We start from the raw sequence: 18,905 nt of genomic DNA on the forward strand, positions 1-18,905 counted from the left end.
TTGTACCCGGCCCCGGCCGCAAAATATGCGGGCCTGCCCTTGTCAGGAAAACACGACCAGGGGCCGGCCCCGCCGCAAGGGATGCGGCAGGATCGTCGCCTCCAGGCCGTACAATTCGCGCAGATTATCGACGGTCAGCACCGCCTCCGGTGTTCCTTGGGCCAAGACCTGGCGCCGATGCAGCAAGGCCAGGCGGTCGCACCAACGCGCAGCCAGATTGACATCGTGCAGTATCAGGAGCACCCCCAGCCCGTGCATGCGCGCTAGTTCCCCGACCGTTTGCAGCAGGCGCTGCTGATGCCGCGGGTCCAGGCTGGCCGTAGGCTCGTCCAGAAGCAGATATCGGGCTCCCTGGCGATGATCGCGCGCCAGAAGCACCTGCACCAGCGCCCGCGCAAAGTGCACGCGTTGCCGTTCGCCCCCGGAAAGCCTCGTATAGTCGCGCTCCAGCAGGTGTGCGACATCGGCCCACTGCGCAGCATCGCGTACGCATTGCGTCACGTTGGCCGGCGCCTGCGTCGGAAAGGCATAGGCGCCCATGGCGATGACCTGGCTCACGGCCAGACTGAAGCCCAGGCCGGACTCCTGCGGCAGGACCGCTCGCTGTCGGGCCTGCTCTTCGAGGGACCACTGCGACAAGGGCCGCGACTTCAACCATACCTGGCTCGAGCAGCAGGCGCCCGCCTCTCCGGCCAGCGCTCCCAGCAGCGTGGACTTGCCCGCGCCGTTGGCGCCCAGCACGCCGAGCAGCTCCCCCGGCCTGACCCGCAGGCTGACGCCATCAAGAACGAGATCACCGCCACGCTCCACGCGCAACTTTCGACTTTCGAGCTCCTGTACACCATCCGTATTCATGCGCCCCCTTTGCCTCGCAGCAGCAGATAGAAGAAGAATGGTCCGCCCAGCAGGCTGGTGATCAGCCCGATGGGCAGCTCGGCCGGTGCAAGCCAGGCCCGGGCCATGCCATCGGCGATCGTCAGGAGCACAGCGCCTGCCAGGGCCGACAACGGCAGCAGCCAGCGGTGATCAGCGCCCACCGACATGCGCATCAGATGAGGCACGACCAAGCCGACAAATCCTATGCCGCCCGTCACCGCCACCAAGGGACCGATCAACAATGCCAGCAGGCACATCAGGCCGCGGCGCACGCGCACCAGATCAAACCCAAGGTGCCGGGCTTCCCTGTCCCCCAGCAGCAAGGCATTGAGCACGCGCCACTGCCGCAGGGCGGCGATCAGCAAAAAGACCGTCCATGGGAACAGTACCGCCAGATTGAGCCAGTTCGCTCCCGCCAGGCTGCCCATGCTCCAGAACGTCAGATCACGCAGTTGCGCGTCATTGGCGAAATAGGTGAAGAGGCCGATCACGCTGCCCGCCATGGTGTTGATGGCGATCCCCGCCAGCAGCAGCGCTCCCGTTCCCGGAATGCGGCTGCCCACCAGATAAGCCAGCCAGGCGGCCAGCAAGCTGCCCGCGAAGGCGGCGGGCGCCGTGAACCAAAGACTGCTGCCCAGCATGACGATGCTCGTCACGGCGCCCAGGGCGGCGCCGCTGCTGATGCCCACCAGGCCCGGCTCGGCAAGGGGATTGCGAAACAGGGCCTGTATCAGTACGCCGCCGCAGGCCAGCGCCGCGCCGGTCATCATGCTGAACAGCACCCGGGGCAGGCGCACCGTCAACAGCACGCTCTGCATCAGTTGCTCGCCTTCCCTGCCCTGGCCCAACAACAGAAAAGGCATCCGCTGCCAGGGGATGCCCATGGCGCCCGTCGAGGCGGCAAACACACTGGCGCCAAGCAGTCCCGCCAAGAGCATGCCCAGCCACCGCTGCGCTACAGCGTTCACGATGCCGCCCGCTTGAGCTGTTCGACAGCCTGCCCCACCCTCGGACCTATGCCCAGGATCAGCAGATCATCCATGACCAGGATGCGCTGGCTGCGCCCCGCGCGCGTCAACCCAACCCCCGGCAAGCGCATGAAGGCCGACATGCCGCCAGCCGAATCCAACGAGGCCTGCGTGATCACGATCAGCTCGGGGTCCAGGGACGCCAGCCCCTCGGTTGCCAGTGTCGTGTAGCCGCGCCGCCCCTGGTGAACGTTGCGCAACCCCGCCAAGGCCAATAATTGATGGGCGCTGGTTCCCTCGCCCGCAAGCTGGAATTGGCTGCCCCTGTACATCAGCACCGCCGTGCTCAACGCGCGCCCAGGCAATCGGGCGGCGCGCTGCAGATCCTCCCGGATGCGCGCCGACAACCGCCGCCCTTGCTCCTCGCGCCCGACGGCGGCCGCTACCGCCGCAATGCGCTGGTACAGGGACTCGAGCGTGCCGTCGTCCGGCATGGTCCGCACCGTCAGGCCCAGGCTGCGCAGACGCGCCAGCGCCTCGGGCGGCCCCGCATTTTCAGACGCCAGCACCAGATCCGCCTGCGCCGCCGCCACTCCCTCGACAGGCGTCTGACGATAATAGCCGACGCTGGGCAGCCGGCGGACTTCGGGCGGATACAGGCTGGACTGGTCCACGGCCACCACATCGGCGCCCCCGCCCAGGCCAAACACGATCTCCGTGACCGTCCCGCCCAGCGTGACGATGCGCTCTGCAACGGCGGGCAGACTGCACGCGCCGAACAGGACAAGCAGCATATAGCGCAGTACCAGCATGTCAGGCAGCCAGAGCATCGGGACAATAGGACTGCAAAAGCGCGCGCCAAGCGGCCAGTTCCGGCGCGCCGGGCTTGCGTTCCCCAAAGAACTGGACGATCAGCGCGCCCTGTGCATCAAAGCACTCCAAGGAGGTGATCCACCCGTCGGCCGATGGACGCGTCACCACCCAGGTGGCGACAATGTCATCGGTGTTCAGGTGCAGATTGAAGTTCGGATCCAGCACATTGAACCAGGACCCGGTGCGCAGGAGGCGCTGCACCGGACCCGAATGGATCTGCACGATGCCGCGATTGCCCACGAAGCACATGATGGGGATCTGCTGCGCGGCGACATGCTGCAGCATGCGTTCGGCCGTATCCAGGGGCACGGCCTGGGCCAGGTCGCCGCCCACGTCGCGCAGGGCGACCAGCCGCGACACCTGGGCGCGCTCCAGAATGCCGTGCAGTTCATGCGTATCCTTCATGGCCAGCCATTCCTGCCGCATCGTGGCGGGCGCCTCGGTCGAGGCGTAGTGTTTGCCGGGAATGTCCTGCGCAATGAATACGGGTTGGGCATCGCAGCGATAGCGCTGCAGGTAAGCATCCCAGGCCAAGGCGTCCGTGTGCCCGGTCCGATAGACCTTGTGAACGGCCTGTCCCGCCACATCGAAGAACTGCAGGCTCTCGCGTCCCTTTTCGCTGACCCAGCATGCGGGCCCCCAATGCTCCATGAACAATCGCAAGTCGATATCGGGCCCCAGCACGATACCCATGCTCTGGCCCGCGCGCACTTTCTCGTAGCGTCCGTGCCGCTCATGTACTGCCGACTCGTTGCGTGACAAGGCCATGACGCGCCCCAACCCCTCAAGATCGCGCAGCAAGTCCTGCAGGCTGCCCTGCAGGCTCATGCACTGCACGCCGGCCGGCTGCAGGCGCAACAGCTCGTACTCCGATACGCCCAACTGCTGCGCCACGTTGCGCATTCTGGCCTGGGGATTGGCCTGGCGCGCCGATTCGAAGCGCTGCAGCAGCTCCTGGGCGTAGTGATCTCCATTCATCGTCTGCATGAAAGACTCCCTGATACTCAAAATTGATAGGCCAGGTTCAGGCGCGCATAACGCCCCGGCGATGTGTAGGCCGCGACCGGCCAGCTGTCGCGTCCGCCTGCCCGCGGCACGTCCAACGGATTCCAGTAATATTTGTCAAACAGGTTGTAGACGCCGATCTGCACACGCAATCCATCGACCTGCTGCGGCTCCCACCACGCCTTCAGGTTCCACACACCGAAACCCGGCGTCTGAAAATCGCGGGCGGGATCCTCCACCCGCTCACGCTTGGCCGAAGCGTGCAGAGCCAGCTCCGCCCCCCAGCGAGGTTGCAGGTAAGCCAGGGCCGCCATGCCGCCCAGAGGCGCCACGCTATTGATGGGCAGCCCGCTGTCTCTGTCTTTGCCGCGCGCCCAGCTCAACCCCGAGCGTAATCGCCACTGCGGCGTCAACATCCAGTGTCCTGCCAGTTCGGCTCCATAGATCTGCACCCGTGCCTTGTTCGCCACGGCGGTCACGCCCATGGGGTACCGGCCGGTCCAAGCTGGATTCCATTGCGGCGAATCCGGGTCGATGACCACTTCGGATTCGATGAAATTCTTGTAGTTGTTGTGGAACACGCTCAGGCGCACGCCCTTCCGATCGTCGCCCCACTGCCCGCCCAATTCCCAGCCGCGGCTGATTTCGGGCTTGAGCTCCGGATTCCCCGCACGCAGATACGTGCCGGGCGCGCCGTAATTCAGGTAAAGCTGCGAGGCGGTCGGTGCTGTGTAGCCGTAGCCGTAGCGCGCATAGAACGAAAGATCCGACGCGGCATGCCACTGCGCCATCAGGGCGGGCGACAGGCGCTGGTCATCGGCCTTTGTCGCGAGGCTGGGAATGCCGGCGTTGGGGTTGCTCTGATAATCCGTATTGCTGTGGGCCTGGAAACGCCAGGAATCCAGCCGCAAGGACGGTGTCAACGAATAGGCTCCTTGCGCAAACTGGAACTCGTGCTCGCCCCACAGGCTCCACTGTTCGCCCTTGACCAGGGGCATGTCGGATTGATTGGTATGCAGGAATTCGCAAGCCCGCGGTCCGAACGGAGCGGGCAGGAAAGGATTGGCTGGCGGGCAATTGTCTTGGCCCGAAGAATACTGTCGGGCACGGCTGAGCAAGGCCTCGCCTCCCGCCCGCCAGATGCCGAATGGCGTGTGGCCGGACGCCTCCGCCACCAGGCCATGGCCTGACTCGCGCACCAGATTGCCTCGTGAGAAATAGCCGTAAGGGTAACGGTATTGAAAGGGATCCCGGGGGATGATATTGCCGCGCGCGTCTTGGTTGCGCCAACCATGCTGCACGCCTTCCTGCTCGGCTTTCTGCCAATAGAACTTCAGGCTCGCACTTTGCAGCGATTGCTTTTCTCCATTGCCCTGATAGACGTAGTCCACCACCAGCCTCTGGCGCTCGCTGCGTTTGTCGGTCTGATTCCGACCCTCGTCATAGCCGGTGCCCGGCCCCTGCTCGCGGCGGCTGTCCACATCCGCATCACGCTGAAAGAACGTCCCCGACAGGCCCAGGCTGTGCTCCGCGTTCAGGTCATGCTGCAGCTTGAAGGCATAGTTGCGCTGCGTGTAGTCCTCCGGGTTGAGGCGATCCCGGCTGGCTCCCAGCCCGCCGTGCCGGCCCTGGTTCTTTGGTTCGTGCCCTCTGCGCTGGCTGGCCAGCAGCATCCACCGGGTACGCTCACCTGCTCTTGCAGCCAAGGCGGCGTTCAGGCCCAGGCCCTCGTCGGAGCCGTCCCAGGAAGTACGCAAGAGCGCGCCCAGCTCCCGCCCCGGCTTAAGGATGTCGGCCGGATCCAGCGTCTGCAGATCCAGGTAGCCGACCAGGGAACCCGAGCGGCTCGCTCCAGCGCCCCGCACCAGATCCACAGCGGACAGATCGTCGAAATCAATGGCGTCGAACCCCCCCTTCTCGCCGCGGGCGCCATCATCCAGCCAGGGAATCCGTATGCCGTCCACCCGAACGTTGAGCCGGTTCTGATCCATGCCCCGGACATTGATGCTTTTACGCTGTTCGTTATAGTGCAAGGCCGGATCCACCTCCAGCCCGATGTCGCGCCAGTCGCTGATGGCATTTTGCTGCAGTACGTCTCGCGAAACACGCGCGCTGCCCGGCAAGGATGCGAGCGGATCGGCCTGCACACGCACGGCGGACAACTGCTCGACCGCCGGCGCCTGCGCCGCCCCCGCCCCGCTCCACGCGCAGCACGCCACCCCCAGGGCCCATACCTTTTTCACCGCCATGATCGTTCCATGCATTTTTAAGATCAACAATAATAATCGTTCTCATTTGCATTTTCAATCAAAGAGGAGATTTCAAGCAGTCCGCCTCGTTTCTTCTCCGCCTGGCCATGAAAAACCCGGCTGCCATCTTACGACGACAACCGGGCTTGGCAGATCCGTCATGACGGCCGATTACTCCGTCATGGCTGCGAGCTTAGTTCTTGGACTTGTCGACCAGTTTGTTGGCAGCGATCCAAGGCATCATGGAACGCAGCTTGGCGCCGACCTGCTCGATCTGCGATTCGGCGTTGATACGGCGACGCGAGGTCAGCGTAGGAGCGCCGGCGGCGTTTTCCAGGATGAAGTTCTTGGCGTAGACGCCGGTCTGGATATCTTCCAGGCACTTGCGCATGGCCTTGCGGGTTTCGTCCGTGATGATCTTGGGGCCGGTCTCGTATTCGCCGTATTCGGCGTTGTTGGAGATCGAGTAGTTCATGTTGGCGATGCCGCCTTCGTAGATCAGGTCCACGATCAGCTTCAGTTCGTGCAGGCACTCGAAGTAGGCCATTTCGGGAGCGTAGCCGGCTTCCACCAGCGTATCGAAGCCGGCCTTGATCAGCTCGACGGCGCCGCCGCACAGCACGGCCTGCTCGCCGAACAGGTCGGTTTCGGTTTCTTCACGGAAATTGGTTTCGATGATGCCGGCACGGCCGCCGCCGTTGGCCGATGCGTAGGACAGGGCCACGTCGCGGGCGGCGCCGGTCTTGTCCTGGTAGACGGCGATCAGGTGAGGCACGCCGCCGCCCTGGCGGTAGGTGCCGCGCACGGTGTGGCCGGGAGCCTTGGGAGCCACCATGATGACGTCGATGTCGTCGCGGGGCACGACCTGGCCGTAGTGCACGTTGAAGCCGTGGGCGAATGCCAGGGCGGCGCCGGGCTTGATGTTGTCGGCGACCTGGGTGCGGTAGACCTCGGCGATGTTTTCATCGGGCAGCAGGATCATGACCACGTCGGCGGCCTTCACGGCCTCGGCCACTTCCTGGACTTTCAGGCCGGCGTTCTCGGCCTTGCTCCAGGAGGCGCCGCCCTTGCGCAGGCCGACCACCACGTTCACGCCGGACTCGTGCAGGTTCAGGGCGTGGGCGTGGCCTTGCGAGCCGTAGCCGATGATGGCAACGGTCTTGCCTTTGATCAGGGACAGGTCACAATCCTTGTCGTAGAAAACTTTCATTTAAGGTGCTCCAAGTAATAATTTCGCTTATATAGCAATTCTATGGGTGCCGCGAAGTGCCCGCAGCGGTAAACAAAGCCCCCACGCCGCGCCTTCGGCTTGCTGCCCCCCAAGGGGGCGCTTTTTACCTTGGGGGCGGCCCAGCGGTAAAAAAGAACGTAGACCTATAGCTTCAGGACGCGTTCGCCGCGGCTCACGCCCGATACTCCGGTGCGCACCGTTTCGAGAATGGCCGTACGGTCCAGCGCATTGATGAAGGCGGCGATCTTCTCCTGCACGCCCGTCAATTCGATGGTGTAGGTCTTGTCCGTGACGTCGATGATGCTGCCGCGGAAGATGTCCGCCATGCGTTTCATCTCCTCGCGCTCCTTGCCAACCGCGCGCACCTTGATGAGCATGAGCTCACGTTCGATGTGCGGGCCTTCGGACAGGTCCACCACCTTGACCACGTCCACGAGGCGGTTCAGGTGCTTGGTGATCTGCTCGATGACGTCGTCGGAACCCTGGGTGACGATGGTCATCCGGGACAGGGTGTCGTCCTCGGTGGGCGCCACGGTCAGGGTTTCGATGTTGTAGCCGCGGGCCGAGAACAGGCCGACCACGCGTGACAGCGCGCCGGGTTCGTTTTCCAGAAGGATAGAAATGACGTGTTTCATGGTTCTCTCCTTACAGGTCGTCCGGACCCAGCAGCATTTCGGTCAGGCCGCGCCCTGCTTTCACCATGGGGAAGACGTTCTCGGTCTGGTCCGTGATGAAATTCAGGAACACCAGGCGATCCTTGTGCGTGGTGAAGGCTTCGCGGATGGCGGGCACCACGTCGGCCGGCTTGTCGATCTCCAGGCCCACGTGGCCGTAGCTTTCGACCAGCCTGACGAAATCCGGCAGCGCGTCCACGTAGGACTCCGAGTAGCGCGAACCGTAGTCGATCTGCTGCCACTGGCGAACCATGCCCAGGTAGCGGTTGTTCAGGCACAGCACCTTGGGGCTCAGGCGGTACTGCTTGCAGGTGGACAGCTCCTGGATGTTCATCTGGATGGAGCCCTCGCCGGTGATGACGGCGACGTCCTGGCCGGGATTGGCCATCTGCACGCCCATGGCGTAAGGCAGGCCCACGCCCATGGTGCCCAGGCCGCCGGAGTTGATCCAGCGGCGCGGCTTGTTGAATTTGTAGTACTGCGCGGCCCACATCTGGTGCTGGCCCACGTCGGAGGTCACGAAGGCGTTGCCGCCGGTCACTTCCCACAGGGCTTCGATCACGTACTGGGGCTTGATGAGCTCGTCGGACTTGGCATAGGCCAGCGAGTCCTTGCCGCGCCAGACGTTGATCTGCTTCCACCAGTCGTTCAGCGAGGGCGCGGAACCGTTGGCGTCCTGGCGCGCCTGGGCGAAGAGCTCGTTGAACTCCTGCAGCACGTCCTTGACGCCGCCCACGATGGGCACGTCCACCTTGACCCGCTTGGAGATCACGGAAGGATCGATGTCGATGTGGATGATCTTGCGCGGATTCTGGCTGAAGTGGCGCGGATTGCCGATCACGCGATCGTCAAAGCGCGCGCCCACGGCCACCAGCACGTCGCAGTGCTGCATGGTCATGTTGGCTTCATAGGTGCCGTGCATGCCGGGCATGCCGATGTACTGGTCGGCGGTGCCGGGATAGGCGCCCAGGCCCATCAGCGTGGTGGTGCATGGGGCGCCGCTGAGCTTGACCAGTTCGTTCAGTTCGTCCGAGGCATTGCCCAGGACCACGCCGCCGCCCACGTAGATCAGGGGACGCTCGGCAGTGTTGAGCATCTGCACCGCCTTCTTGATCTGCCCCTGGTGGCCCTTGGTGACGGGCGAGTAGGAACGCATCTTGACCTCGCCGCGCTTGGGCGTGTATTTGCAGGTCGCGGTGGTGATGTCCTTGGGGATGTCGATCAGCACGGGGCCGGGACGGCCGGTCGTGGCAATGTAGAAGGCCTTGCGTATGGTGTCGGCCAGCTCGCGCACGTCGCGCACCAGGAAGTTGTGCTTGACGCAGGGGCGGGTGATGCCGATGGCGTCGCATTCCTGGAAGGCGTCCTCGCCGATGGCCTGGCTGCTGACCTGGCCGCTGATGATCACCATGGGGATGGAGTCCAGGTAGGCGGTGGCGATGCCGGTGACGGCATTGGTCACGCCGGGACCGCTGGTCACCAGGGCGACGCCGACTTTCTGGGAGGAACGGGAATAGGCGTCGGCCGCATGCACGGCTGCCTGTTCGTGACGCACGAGAATGTGCTGGAAGCGATCTTGCTTGTAGATTGCGTCGTAGATATAGAGCACGGCGCCGCCGGGGTAGCCGAAAACGTGTTCCACGCCTTCGTCCGCGAGCGCGCGCACGACGATATCTGCGCCATTTAATTCAGACATGAGTTTTCCTTTCAGTCCTGCCCTGACATATCGATTGACCTACTACGGTCCGAGCTTGAACCGATTTCAGCAACATGACCTGGCGCTTCATGGCCCACGGGACCACACCACCCAGACACATTACCGTCCGGCCTGCACTCATCGACACACAGTGCGTGCATATAAAACATATGCGTTAGCTTGAAACGGAAGTCCTGGCATCACACGCTTGTGACGCGGCCAGCAACAAAGTTTTCAGGCGCAAAAAACCGGGCGGATGGCCCGGATAACAGTGCCTCGCAAAAAATTGCTCAGGGTCAGAGCAAAAATACCCGCCTACTTTACCGCGTCGCAACAAAGCGGGCAACTGGGATTGTTGGGAAAGTGCAAAAGGCAAGGAATAAAAAGAGACATGCTTAAAACGATATACTGTGTATCCATGTCGAGCTGTTCGGGGAGCCCATGGCATCGCCCATTCCACAACTAAAACAATTCCTGTATAGCCACTATTTTCTCGGCGGGCTGCGCCAGTCCATCGGCGTGCTGCTGCCCGTCATCATCCTGGGCCGCTTCTTCGGTCATTACGACATCGGCGTGATCGCCTCCATGGGGGCCACCTGCGTGGCCATCATCGACCAGCCCGGAGGCCCGCGCCGCTACCGCAACAATGAGATGCTGGGCGGCATCGCGCTGGGCACGCTGACGGTGGCCCTGACCGGACTGGCCTCCAGCTCTCCCCTGCTGCTGGTGCTGTGCGTGCCGCTGCTCTGCTTCCTGTACAGCATGTTCTCGGTGTTCGGACGCCGGGGCGGCCTGATCGGTTTCGCGGCCTTGCTGCTGATGACGCTGACCATGCGCTTTCCCATGCAGCCGCACGAAGTGCTGGCGCACACGCTGTATTCCTTCCTGGGCGGCCTGTCCTATTACCTGTTCAGCACGCTGTTCCGCCGCCTGCTCTGGTACAGGGAGGAACGCCAGACATTGGCCGTGGCGCTGTTCGCCACCGCCGAATACATGGAGGCGCGCGCCCAGTTCTACGACCAGACTTCGGACCTGGACGCCTGCTACCGGCGGCTGATCAATCTGCAATCGAACATGACCGACAAGCACCAGGCCGCCCGCGACATGGTGCTGCGCGAACTGCCGCGCGGCCATGGCCGCGGCGATCACCATCGCCAGGCCCTGCTGACCATCTTCCTGAACATGGTCAGCATCCTGGATTCGCTGGTGGCCACCTACACGGACTACACGGTGCTGCGCCGGCAAGTGGCCGACAGCGACTTCATGCTGTTCGCGCGCGACGGCCTGTACAAGCTGTCGCTGGACATAGGCCGCATCGCCATGAACGTCTCGCGCAGCAGCAGCACGCGCCGGCGCGCCAGCGTCAAGGCCGAGATCCGCGCCATGGAATATGAACTGGAACACTATCGGCGCCAGGGCATGCCCGAGAAAGACCCGGAGACCTACGCCCTGCTCGTGCAGGTGCTGCGCCGCCTGCGCAACGTGAACCGCATCGTGGATCACATGGCCAGCCAGACCCATCGCGCCAGCCAGAACCTGCCGGTGGACCAGTACCTGAACAAGTCGCTGAGCCGCTTTCTGTCGCGCGAAGACGTGCGCCTGGGCATGCTGACCAGCAATCTGAAGCTGCAGTCCTCGCATTTCCGCTATGCGGCGCGCGTCAGCATTGCCTCCATGATCGCGCTGGGCGTGGGCGCGCTGAGCAGTCACTACCAGAGCCAGCTCGGTCTGGTCAGCGCCCTGACCGCCCACAGCTACTGGATCATCCTGACCATTCTGGTGATCATGAAGCCGGGCTTCGCCACCACGCGCCAGCGCAACGGCTGGCGCCTGTTCGGCACGGTGCTGGGCTGTGCGGCGGCCTTTCTGCTGTTCAAGCTGACCGACAACCGGGAGATCTACCTGGGCGCCATGCTGCTGGCCTACCTGCTGGGCAACAGCCTGGTGCAGCTCAACTTCCTGCTGTCGGCTCTGTTCAACACCATCTTCGTGATCATGTCCTTCCAGTTCCTGTCGACCGGCGGCACCTTCATCATCGGCGAGCGCCTGGTGGACACGCTGATCGGCTGCGCCATCGCCATGGCCGCCAGCTACCTGCTGCCCAGCTGGGAGGCCAACGCGATGACGGGACTGGCCCGCGCGGCGCTGGCCGCCAACCAGGAATTCTGGCGCACCGGCCTGGAATTCGCGCGCCTGAGCCGCCTGCACAACCAGATGGTCAAGGAGCGCCGGGAAGGCGGCCGGGAGGCCCCGGACGCGCAGCGCGAGCAAGTGGACCTGGAGCTGATGGAGGCCGACACGGCCTGGCAGGTGGCCAACAAGAACGTGCACATCGCCTTCAGCAATTTCGCCTCGGCCTTCTACCGCATGATGGATGAGCCGGTCAGCCGCCAGCGCAATGTGGCCCTGCTGAACAACCTGCTGATCCAGAACCATGTCCTGGCTTCGCAGATCAGCGCGGCCGTGCCCCTGCTGGCCAACCTGGCCGAAGTGCCGCCCGGCATACAAGGGTCGCTGGACGCCATAGGCGCCTTGATCCAGGACCAGGACGCCGAACCGCCGGCCTCCATCGAAACCGAAGGCGAACTGGCCATGCTGGCCTACCCCATCCGGCAGATGAGCAAGGCATCCCAGCTGATACGCCAGGACATGCGCGGCCTGGAATACAGCACGGGGCCGCAACTGCCGCCTGAACGCAAGCAGGCGGCTGAACAGGGCATGGCCTAGGCCTGCTCGGGACGGCGAAAGACCAGCTTGTCCTCGGTGGACAGGTCCGGCTGGAACGCATAGCCTTCGCTATCGAAGGCCTTCAGGTCTTCGACCTTCTGGATGCGGTGGTCGATGACGTAGCGCGCCATCAGGCCGCGGGCCTTCTTGGCATAGAAGCTGATGACTTTCCAGGCGCCGTTTTTCTCGTCCTGGAACACGCACTGCACCACGCGGGCGCGCAGCACTTTCTGGTCCACGACCTTGAAGTACTCTTCGGACGCCAGGTTCAGCACCACCGGATGGCGCTCGCCTTCCTGGCGCTGGTTCAGGTAATCCGCGATGCGACTGCCCCAGTAGGCGTACAGCGTGCTGCCGGCGGGATTCTTCAGACGCGTGCCCATCTCCAGCCGATAGGGGCGCATCAGGTCCAGCGGCCGCAGGGCGCCGTACAGGCCGCTGAGCAGCACCAGATGATCCTGGGCCCATTTCAGGTCCTTGTCCGACAGATCCTGGGCAGCCATGCCTTCATACACGTCGCCGTTGAAAGCGAGCACGGCCTGGCGCGCATTGGCACGGTCGAAGACCGGCTCCCATTCCTGGTAACGCTGCACGTTCAGGCGGGCCAGGTCCGGACTCAGCTTCATCAGGCCGGCGATGTCGTCCTCGGACTGCGTGCGCAGGATATCGATCAAGGCTTGCGCCTGCTCCACGAACAGGGGCTGGGAGCTGAGTTCGGTGCGAACGGGGGAATCATAGTCCAGCTTCTTGGCTGGCGACAGCAGCAGCAACATGCGCTTCATCCTTCTTTTAAAAACGGACGGCGGGCTGGTGCCCGCCGTCCATAAACATACCAGATTCGACGCGATCAGCGTGCCGTCCAGCCGCCATCCAGGCTCATGGTGGTGCCGGTCATCTGCGCGGCGGCGTCCGAGGCCAGGAACACCGCGGCGCCCCCCAGCTGCTCGGGCGTCACGAATTGCAGCGAAGGCTGTTTTTCCGCCAGCAGCTCACGCGCGGCCGCCTCGATGTCTATGCCCTTTTGCTGGCTGATGGCTTCGATCTGCTTTTCCACCAAGGGCGTACGCACCCAGCCGGGGCAGATCGCATTGCAGGTGATGCCCTTGCCGGCATTCTCCAGCGCCGTCACTTTGGTCAATCCGACCACGCCGTGCTTGGCCGCCACGTAGGCCGACTTGTGCACCGACGCCACCAGGCCGTGCGCCGAGGCGATATTGATGATGCGCCCCCAGCCCTGCTTCTGCATGATGGGCAAGGCCGCCGCCGTGCCATGGAACACGGCCGACAGATTCAAGGCGATGATGGCATTCCATTTGTCCACCGGGAACTCCTCTATGGGCGCGGTGTACTGGATGCCGGCATTGTTGACCAGGATGTCCAGCCCGCCCAGCAGCTCGCCCGCCTTGGCCACGAAATCCCGCGTGGCCTGCGCATCGCTCAGGTCCGCATTCAGATAATGGGCCTTGACGCCGAATTTCGATTCCAGCCCGCTGCGCTCGCGCTCGATCACGCCCGCATCGCCAAAGCCATTGATGACCACGTCCGCCCCGGCCCTGGCCAGCTCGGCCGCAATGGCCAGGCCGATACCGCTGGTCGATCCCGTAACTACTGCCCGTTTACCTTTCAGCATGTGCACCTCGTGAGTGTTGACGACAGGGAACTGTAGCCTTCAGTGTACTCGTGCCAGCTACGACGTGGGAGACGCATATCCCCGGAACTGCTCGCGGCTCATGGCGGTGCATGAGCCAGTGCAGATTGATGTCGGTCCAACTGAATGTCTGCCGAGCATCGAGGGTAGCTTAAACTAGACCAGGACGGCGCCAGTCCGCCCTTGCGCGCCGCCCGCCTTCGCCGCGTTTCTTTTGTTCAGCCGCTGATCCCCACAATACATGCGTGATCTCAACGATTTGTACTACTTCGTCCAGGTAGTGAACCATGCAGGCTTTGCGCCGGCAGGCCGAGCTTTGGGCATGCCGAAATCAAAGCTCAGCCGTCGCATTGCCTTGCTTGAAGAATCTCTGGGCGTACGGCTGCTGCAGCGATCGAGCCGGCGCTTTGCCGTGACGGAGATTGGCCAGGAGTATTACCAGCGCTGCCTGGCCATGCTGGTGGAAGCGGAGTCCGCCCAGGAAGTCATCGACCGGATTCATGAGGAACCCCAAGGCGCCGTGCGCCTGAGCTGCCCGCTGGCCCTGCTGGACTATCAGGTCGGCGATATGCTGGCGCGCTTCATGACGCAATATCCGCGGATACAGCTTCAAGTGGAAAGCACCAACCGCCGCGTAGACGTGATCCGCGAAGGGCTGGACATGGCCTTGCGCGTACGCTTCCCGCCCTTGGAGGACAGCGGAATGGTCATGAAGACATTGGGAGAGAGCACGCAGTTTCTGGTGGCCAGCCCGGCTCTCGTGAATGCCATGGGAGGCATGCCGCAACTGGCGGACCTGTCGCAGTGGCCCAGTCTAGGCGATGGGCGGCTGCAACGCAGCGAGAGCTGGCAATTGCTGGGGCCGCAAGGCGGCATGGCGGAGGTGCACTACCAGCCGCGCATGGTGTGCGAAGACCGCATTGCCTTGCGTTTGGCCGCCTTGCATGGAGTAGGCGTGGTGCAGCTGCCGGCCATGATGATCCTGGATGATCTGCGAAGCGGGCGCCTGGTGGATGTCATACCCGGATGGAAGCCTCGCGCAGGCATCGTGCACGCCGTGTTCCCTTCACGGCGCGGCCTGCTTCCGGCAGTGCGGCTGTTGCTTGATTTCCTTGGAACGGAATTCTCCATTTTGCAGGCGCAGATAGAGCAGGTCTAGGACTGCCGGGCTCTATGCAGAGCCATCGTTCCAAAAGAAGAACGCTGAAGTCAAAAAACCCCTCCTATTCAGTAGGTCGTTGCACTTTTAAAGTTACTTCCAACACGTCCGCAAATCATTTCCAAGGTTTGCGGGCACAGGGAGAAACACATGCACAAGACCATCCAAGGGATCTACAGCGCGCCTCGACAGCACTGGGTAGGCAGTCGATTTCCTGTACGAACCCTATTCAACTACAGCCTGCACGGCACGCAACTGAGTCCGTTCCTCTTGCTGTACCATGCGAGCCCATACCCATTCACATCCACCACCAAGCGCAGAGGCGTGGGTCAACACCCTCACCGCGGCTTTGAGACAGTAACCATCGTCTATGACGGTGAAGTCGAGCACCGTGACTCTGCAGGCGCAGGCGGCATCATCGGCCCAGGCGACGTGCAATGGATGACGGCAGCCAGCGGGATTCTGCACGAGGAGTTCCGTGCCCCGGCCTATGCAAGGCGCGGCGGCGATTTCCACATGGCGCAGCTCTGGGTCAATCTGCCCGCCCGGGACAAATTGGCCAAGCCCGGCTACCAGGCGATCGCCAAAGAACAAATTCCCGATGTGCCTTTAGCCGACAAGGCGGGCCGATTGCGGGTCATTGCCGGCAATTACCAAGGCCATGCAGGTCCAGCGCGCACGTTCACGCCCATTAACGTCTGGGATGTCCGCTTGTCCGCAGGCAAGTCCGTCGGGCTGCCCGTGCCCGAGGGACACACACTGGCTGTGGCTGTATTGCGCGGCATGGTGCAGATCAATGAGCAGGGCCTCGTTCACGCCGATCAGGTTGCCCATCTCGGCAGGGACGGTTCCAAAGTGCTTCTGCAAGCCAACAGCGACAGCATGTTGCTGGTGCTTAGCGGCGTGCCCATCGCTGAACCTATCGTCGGTCATGGGCCGTTCGTGATGAATAGCGACGAGGAGATCCGCACGGCCATCGCCGACTTCAAGAGCGGCAGGTTTGGTCATATTCACGCCATTGCCGCTTAAGCCTTTTTCCATACACGCTCAGCCATGAGCTGATGTTCATGCCGGTCGTTTTTTTACTCGCAGCTCATTGCGATTCACGAGGCAAGAAAAACCCTCACCTTATCCAGGATAAAAAAATGAATGCCAAGCTTTCTGCCGCCGCCGCGGCCATTCTCTGGGGCTTTACCTATATATTGACCACGACGTGGCTTCCGCCACATCCCCTGTTTCTTGCCGCTTTTCGGGCTCTGGGAGGAGCCTTGGTCCTGCTGGCGATTGTGCGCTGCGTGCCGCCGCGCGTCTGGTGGGGCCGGCTTGCAATACTGGGCACGCTCAATGCAGGGCTGTTCTTTGGCTTGTTCTTCGTGGCGGCAACCCGCCTGCCTGGCGGGGTCGCCGCAATTTTCCAGGCCCTGACACCGTTGGCTGTGATCTTCATGGCCTGGGGAATCCTGAGAGCAAGACCCACGCTCACCAAGATTGGCTCGGTCTTGCTGGGCGCCCTGGGCGTGTCGCTGGTCGTGCTGTCAAGCAATGCGCAACTTGACCTGCTTGGCATTGCCGCCGCCATCGGCAGCATGCTGTCCATCGCCACTGGAGGCGTCTTGTTGAACAAATGGGGCCAGCCTCCCATGCCGCTACTGGGCTTCACGGGTTGGCAATTGCTGATCGCCGGCATGGAGCTGACACTGGTCGCGGCCATTGCTCAAGACCTGCCTGCACAATTGGACGCCGCCAATATCCTGGGCTTGGGCCTGCTCGCCGTGGCGTTGACCGCTGTGCCCTTCGCACTCTGGTTTGGCGCCATCGAGCGTGCAGGCGCCGTGGCCGTCGCGCCTTTCATGCTGCTGGTGCCCGTCACGGCCTTTGTGCTCGATGCCTTGATCAAAGGGATCCAGCCCACCGGGCTGCAGGTCGTCGGCGCGGCGCTGGTGATGGGCGGCTTGATGCTCAGCCAGAAGACGGCGGGAATGCCTGGCAATAAAGCCGCACGCCATGTCCGCAATGTCGTAGCGCACGATTGATTCGTGCCTGAAACCCGCTGTCTCGTTCACTGCAATCACTGCTGCGGCGCCGCTTGCAGCCGGGTCGACCGTCCCTTGCCTGCCGCCGCTTCCGCCCTTGATTTTCCTGCCCCTGCCTGGGGGAAGGCTTTCCCGCCCTCTTGGGCATCCATGCTCTCAAAGGAGTTTTCCATGAGTACGAAACCCTATGTACGCCTAGACAGGAACGACGCCGCTGTGCTGCTGGTGGATCACCAGACCGGCCTGCTGTCCCTGGTTCGCGACATCGATCCGGACAAGTTCAAGAACAACGTGCTGGCACTGGCCGACATGGCCGAGTACTTCAAGTTGCCCACTATCCTGACCACCAGTTTTGAAAACGGCCCCAATGGCCCGCTGGTGTCCGAGTTGAAAGCAAAATTCCCCGATGCTCCCTATATTGCCCGCCCCGGCCAGATCAATGCCTGGGACAACGAAGACTTCGTGAAGGCCGTCAAGGCCACGGGCAAGAAGCAACTCATCGTAGCGGGGGTGGTGACCGAGGTATGCGTGGCCTTCCCGGTGCTTTCCGCCTTGGAGGAAGGCTTTGACGTGTTCGTGATTGCCGATGCGTCGGGTACCTTCAACAGCATGACCCAGCAGGCCGCATGGAGCCGTATGGAACAGGCCGGGGCACAGCTCATGACCTGGTTCGGCGCCGCCTGCGAGCTGCATCGCGACTGGCGCAACGACATCGAGGGGCTGGGTACGTTGTTCTCGAACCATATCCCCGACTACCGCAACCTGATGAACAGCTATGCCACGCTGACTTCAGCGCAAAAGTAATGGGATAAGAGAGGGGTGGCGGACAGGGTGGGATTCGAACCCACGGTACGCTTGCACGTACGCCTGATTTCGAGTCAGGTACATTCGACCACTCTGCCACCTGTCCGCGAATAGCTTGCAATAAAAGAAGCTAGCCCATGACTATACGACAAGCACGCGGCGCTGACAAGCGAAATAATCCGCGGCGCGGGAGTCCGAGCGATGAAAAATGCCGCAGCGCAGCACCCTCAATAAAGATAAATTCTTTTCATTCAAGGGTTTACCCTTTATTTCAGGGTGATTTGCTTGTTTCTGATGCGCCGCAGGCCTATAGTGAATTCAACACCTCGCAATGCATTGCAGCTCTGCCCCCCGTAGGCAGCCCTTGTAATTCCGGCCCCGTCGCCGGACTTTTCCAAAGGAGTTGTCATGCACATCCAAACCTTCCAATGGGTGATCGATGCCAATGGCGACGGTTCCATAAGCCTGTCCGATATCATCGAGACCCTGCGCTGGATCTACCGCATACCCGGCAGCCTGGTCGTGGAAGCGCTGGGCAATACTCCCGTGGTGTCGGACATGCTGCGCATCCAGGCCTCGCAAGAAACCGGCTATGCCTCCCTGAACGGCGGATTGGCCAGCATCCTGTCGCTGCTTTTCTGGGCCGTGCTGATCCTGTGGCTGCTCTATACGAGCTCCACGCCCAAGCCGGAGCCCGAATCCAAGACGAGCCGTCGCGCGCCGCGGCTGGGACGGCTGGCGCAGAACAGCCATGGACGCCAGCTGCATGCCAACCACGACCGCCATCAGATGCGGCAACGCCAAGTACAGCGTCATACTTTCTGACCCTTGCGCACATGCCCCCCGCCGGGGCATGTGCCGGGGCATGTGTTAAGAAACGTAAACCGTACTTGGTGGTCAGCCCGCTTCTGTTGCGTTTGGAATTGCTTTGCCAGGATTACCTAACGTTTACCCTAGGTTTT

The 18,905-nt window shown here is 62.7% G+C and carries 16 protein-coding genes and 1 tRNA gene; 6 read left to right on the forward strand and 11 right to left on the reverse strand.

Annotation, left to right across the window (positions count from 1 at the left end; all coding sequences use genetic code 11):
* Window positions 1-42: 42 nt before the first annotated feature.
* From ACF3ND_RS12755 to ACF3ND_RS12790, 8 genes are all read right to left on the reverse strand, one after another.
* Window positions 43-855, reverse strand: coding sequence for a heme ABC transporter ATP-binding protein (locus ACF3ND_RS12755; protein WP_394060985.1), 813 nt, complete (start codon window positions 853-855; stop codon window positions 43-45).
* Window positions 852-1,799 carry a FecCD family ABC transporter permease gene (locus ACF3ND_RS12760; protein WP_394065842.1) on the reverse strand — a complete coding sequence of 316 codons (948 nt, stop codon included), beginning with the start codon at window positions 1,797-1,799 and terminating at the stop codon, window positions 852-854. The genes ACF3ND_RS12755 and ACF3ND_RS12760 overlap by 4 nt, the downstream gene beginning before the upstream one ends.
* A 41-nt stretch (window positions 1,800-1,840) precedes the next feature.
* Entirely contained in the window at window positions 1,841-2,656 is an 816-nt protein-coding gene (locus tag ACF3ND_RS12765; RefSeq protein WP_394060987.1) for a hemin ABC transporter substrate-binding protein, read from the reverse strand.
* Between the two features lies 1 nt (window position 2,657).
* Window positions 2,658-3,704: a hemin-degrading factor gene (locus tag ACF3ND_RS12770; protein ID WP_394060989.1), complete on the reverse strand. Its 1,047-nt coding sequence runs from the start codon at window positions 3,702-3,704 to the stop codon at window positions 2,658-2,660.
* A gap of 17 nt (window positions 3,705-3,721) precedes the next feature.
* The gene (locus ACF3ND_RS12775; RefSeq protein WP_394060990.1) at window positions 3,722-5,971 is read right to left on the reverse strand and encodes a TonB-dependent hemoglobin/transferrin/lactoferrin family receptor; all 2,250 of its coding nucleotides are present in this window, start codon (window positions 5,969-5,971) and stop codon (window positions 3,722-3,724) included.
* A 193-nt stretch (window positions 5,972-6,164) separates the two neighbouring features.
* The gene (gene ilvC / locus ACF3ND_RS12780; RefSeq protein ID WP_394060992.1) at window positions 6,165-7,181 is read right to left on the reverse strand and encodes a ketol-acid reductoisomerase; all 1,017 of its coding nucleotides are present in this window, start codon (window positions 7,179-7,181) and stop codon (window positions 6,165-6,167) included.
* Window positions 7,182-7,345: 164 nt separating this feature from the next.
* Entirely contained in the window at window positions 7,346-7,837 is a 492-nt protein-coding gene (gene ilvN / locus ACF3ND_RS12785) for an acetolactate synthase small subunit (protein WP_394060994.1), read from the reverse strand.
* 10 nt (window positions 7,838-7,847) lie between these two features.
* Window positions 7,848-9,572: an acetolactate synthase 3 catalytic subunit gene (locus tag ACF3ND_RS12790; protein ID WP_394060996.1), complete on the reverse strand. Its 1,725-nt coding sequence runs from the start codon at window positions 9,570-9,572 to the stop codon at window positions 7,848-7,850.
* Between the two features lie 441 nt (window positions 9,573-10,013).
* Between ACF3ND_RS12790 and ACF3ND_RS12795 the strand changes: the two genes are divergently transcribed.
* Entirely contained in the window at window positions 10,014-12,299 is a 2,286-nt protein-coding gene (locus ACF3ND_RS12795; RefSeq protein ID WP_394060998.1) for an FUSC family membrane protein, read from the forward strand.
* Here the strand turns inward: ACF3ND_RS12795 and yaaA are convergent.
* Both yaaA and ACF3ND_RS12805 read right to left on the reverse strand, forming a co-directional pair.
* Window positions 12,296-13,072: a peroxide stress protein YaaA gene (gene yaaA, locus ACF3ND_RS12800; RefSeq protein ID WP_394061000.1), complete on the reverse strand. Its 777-nt coding sequence runs from the start codon at window positions 13,070-13,072 to the stop codon at window positions 12,296-12,298. The genes ACF3ND_RS12795 and yaaA overlap by 4 nt on opposite strands.
* Window positions 13,073-13,146: 74 nt before the next feature.
* Entirely contained in the window at window positions 13,147-13,929 is a 783-nt protein-coding gene (locus ACF3ND_RS12805; RefSeq protein ID WP_394061002.1) for a 3-hydroxybutyrate dehydrogenase, read from the reverse strand.
* A 259-nt stretch (window positions 13,930-14,188) separates the two neighbouring features.
* Here ACF3ND_RS12805 and ACF3ND_RS12810 point away from each other — a divergent pair, with 259 nt between their 5' ends.
* The 4 genes from ACF3ND_RS12810 to ycaC all read left to right on the forward strand — a co-directional run bounded on the left by ACF3ND_RS12810 (window position 14,189) and on the right by ycaC (window position 17,943).
* Complete coding sequence (locus ACF3ND_RS12810) at window positions 14,189-15,106, forward strand: LysR family transcriptional regulator (RefSeq protein WP_394061004.1); 918 nt, start codon at window positions 14,189-14,191, stop codon at window positions 15,104-15,106.
* A 150-nt stretch (window positions 15,107-15,256) separates the two neighbouring features.
* Entirely contained in the window at window positions 15,257-16,135 is an 879-nt protein-coding gene (locus ACF3ND_RS12815; protein WP_394061006.1) for a pirin family protein, read from the forward strand.
* A 32-nt stretch (window positions 16,136-16,167) separates the two neighbouring features.
* Window positions 16,168-17,139, forward strand: a complete 972-nt coding sequence (locus tag ACF3ND_RS12820; protein ID WP_394061008.1) for a DMT family transporter — start codon at window positions 16,168-16,170, stop codon at window positions 17,137-17,139.
* A 171-nt stretch (window positions 17,140-17,310) separates the two neighbouring features.
* A complete protein-coding gene (gene ycaC / locus ACF3ND_RS12825) occupies window positions 17,311-17,943 on the forward strand; it encodes an isochorismate family cysteine hydrolase YcaC (protein ID WP_394061010.1) in 633 nt (210 codons plus the stop codon).
* Between the two features lie 16 nt (window positions 17,944-17,959).
* Here ycaC and ACF3ND_RS12830 read toward each other — a convergent pair.
* Window positions 17,960-18,049: transfer RNA gene (locus ACF3ND_RS12830), tRNA-Ser, on the reverse strand.
* 302 nt (window positions 18,050-18,351) lie between these two features.
* Between ACF3ND_RS12830 and ACF3ND_RS12835 the strand changes: the two genes are divergently transcribed.
* Window positions 18,352-18,768, forward strand: a complete 417-nt coding sequence (locus tag ACF3ND_RS12835; RefSeq protein WP_394061012.1) for a hypothetical protein — start codon at window positions 18,352-18,354, stop codon at window positions 18,766-18,768.
* The last annotated feature ends 137 nt before the right edge of the window (window positions 18,769-18,905 follow it).

This window comes from Alcaligenes sp. WGS1538, assembly GCF_043187505.1.
In the GTDB taxonomy this organism is placed as follows: domain Bacteria; phylum Pseudomonadota; class Gammaproteobacteria; order Burkholderiales; family Burkholderiaceae_B; genus Alcaligenes.

Excerpts from the sequence above, each read along its gene's own strand:
- ilvN (WP_394060994.1), bottom strand. The coding sequence starts at position 7,837 with ATGAAACACGTCATTTCTATCCTTCTGGAAAACGAACCCGGCGCGCTG.
- ACF3ND_RS12820 (WP_394061008.1), top strand. The coding sequence starts at position 16,168 with ATGTTCATGCCGGTCGTTTTTTTACTCGCAGCTCATTGCGATTCACGA.
- ACF3ND_RS12815 (WP_394061006.1), top strand. The coding sequence starts at position 15,257 with ATGCACAAGACCATCCAAGGGATCTACAGCGCGCCTCGACAGCACTGG.
- ACF3ND_RS12790 (WP_394060996.1), bottom strand. The coding sequence starts at position 9,572 with ATGTCTGAATTAAATGGCGCAGATATCGTCGTGCGCGCGCTCGCGGAC.
- ilvC (WP_394060992.1), bottom strand. The coding sequence starts at position 7,181 with ATGAAAGTTTTCTACGACAAGGATTGTGACCTGTCCCTGATCAAAGGC.
- ACF3ND_RS12775 (WP_394060990.1), bottom strand. The coding sequence starts at position 5,971 with ATGGCGGTGAAAAAGGTATGGGCCCTGGGGGTGGCGTGCTGCGCGTGG.
- ACF3ND_RS12805 (WP_394061002.1), bottom strand. The coding sequence starts at position 13,929 with ATGCTGAAAGGTAAACGGGCAGTAGTTACGGGATCGACCAGCGGTATC.
- ACF3ND_RS12835 (WP_394061012.1), top strand. The coding sequence starts at position 18,352 with ATGCACATCCAAACCTTCCAATGGGTGATCGATGCCAATGGCGACGGT.
- yaaA (WP_394061000.1), bottom strand. The coding sequence starts at position 13,072 with ATGTTGCTGCTGCTGTCGCCAGCCAAGAAGCTGGACTATGATTCCCCC.
- ycaC (WP_394061010.1), top strand. The coding sequence starts at position 17,311 with ATGAGTACGAAACCCTATGTACGCCTAGACAGGAACGACGCCGCTGTG.
- ACF3ND_RS12795 (WP_394060998.1), top strand. The coding sequence starts at position 10,014 with ATGGCATCGCCCATTCCACAACTAAAACAATTCCTGTATAGCCACTAT.
- ACF3ND_RS12755 (WP_394060985.1), bottom strand. The coding sequence starts at position 855 with ATGAATACGGATGGTGTACAGGAGCTCGAAAGTCGAAAGTTGCGCGTG.
- ACF3ND_RS12810 (WP_394061004.1), top strand. The coding sequence starts at position 14,189 with ATGCGTGATCTCAACGATTTGTACTACTTCGTCCAGGTAGTGAACCAT.
- ACF3ND_RS12765 (WP_394060987.1), bottom strand. The coding sequence starts at position 2,656 with ATGCTGGTACTGCGCTATATGCTGCTTGTCCTGTTCGGCGCGTGCAGT.
- ACF3ND_RS12770 (WP_394060989.1), bottom strand. The coding sequence starts at position 3,704 with ATGCAGACGATGAATGGAGATCACTACGCCCAGGAGCTGCTGCAGCGC.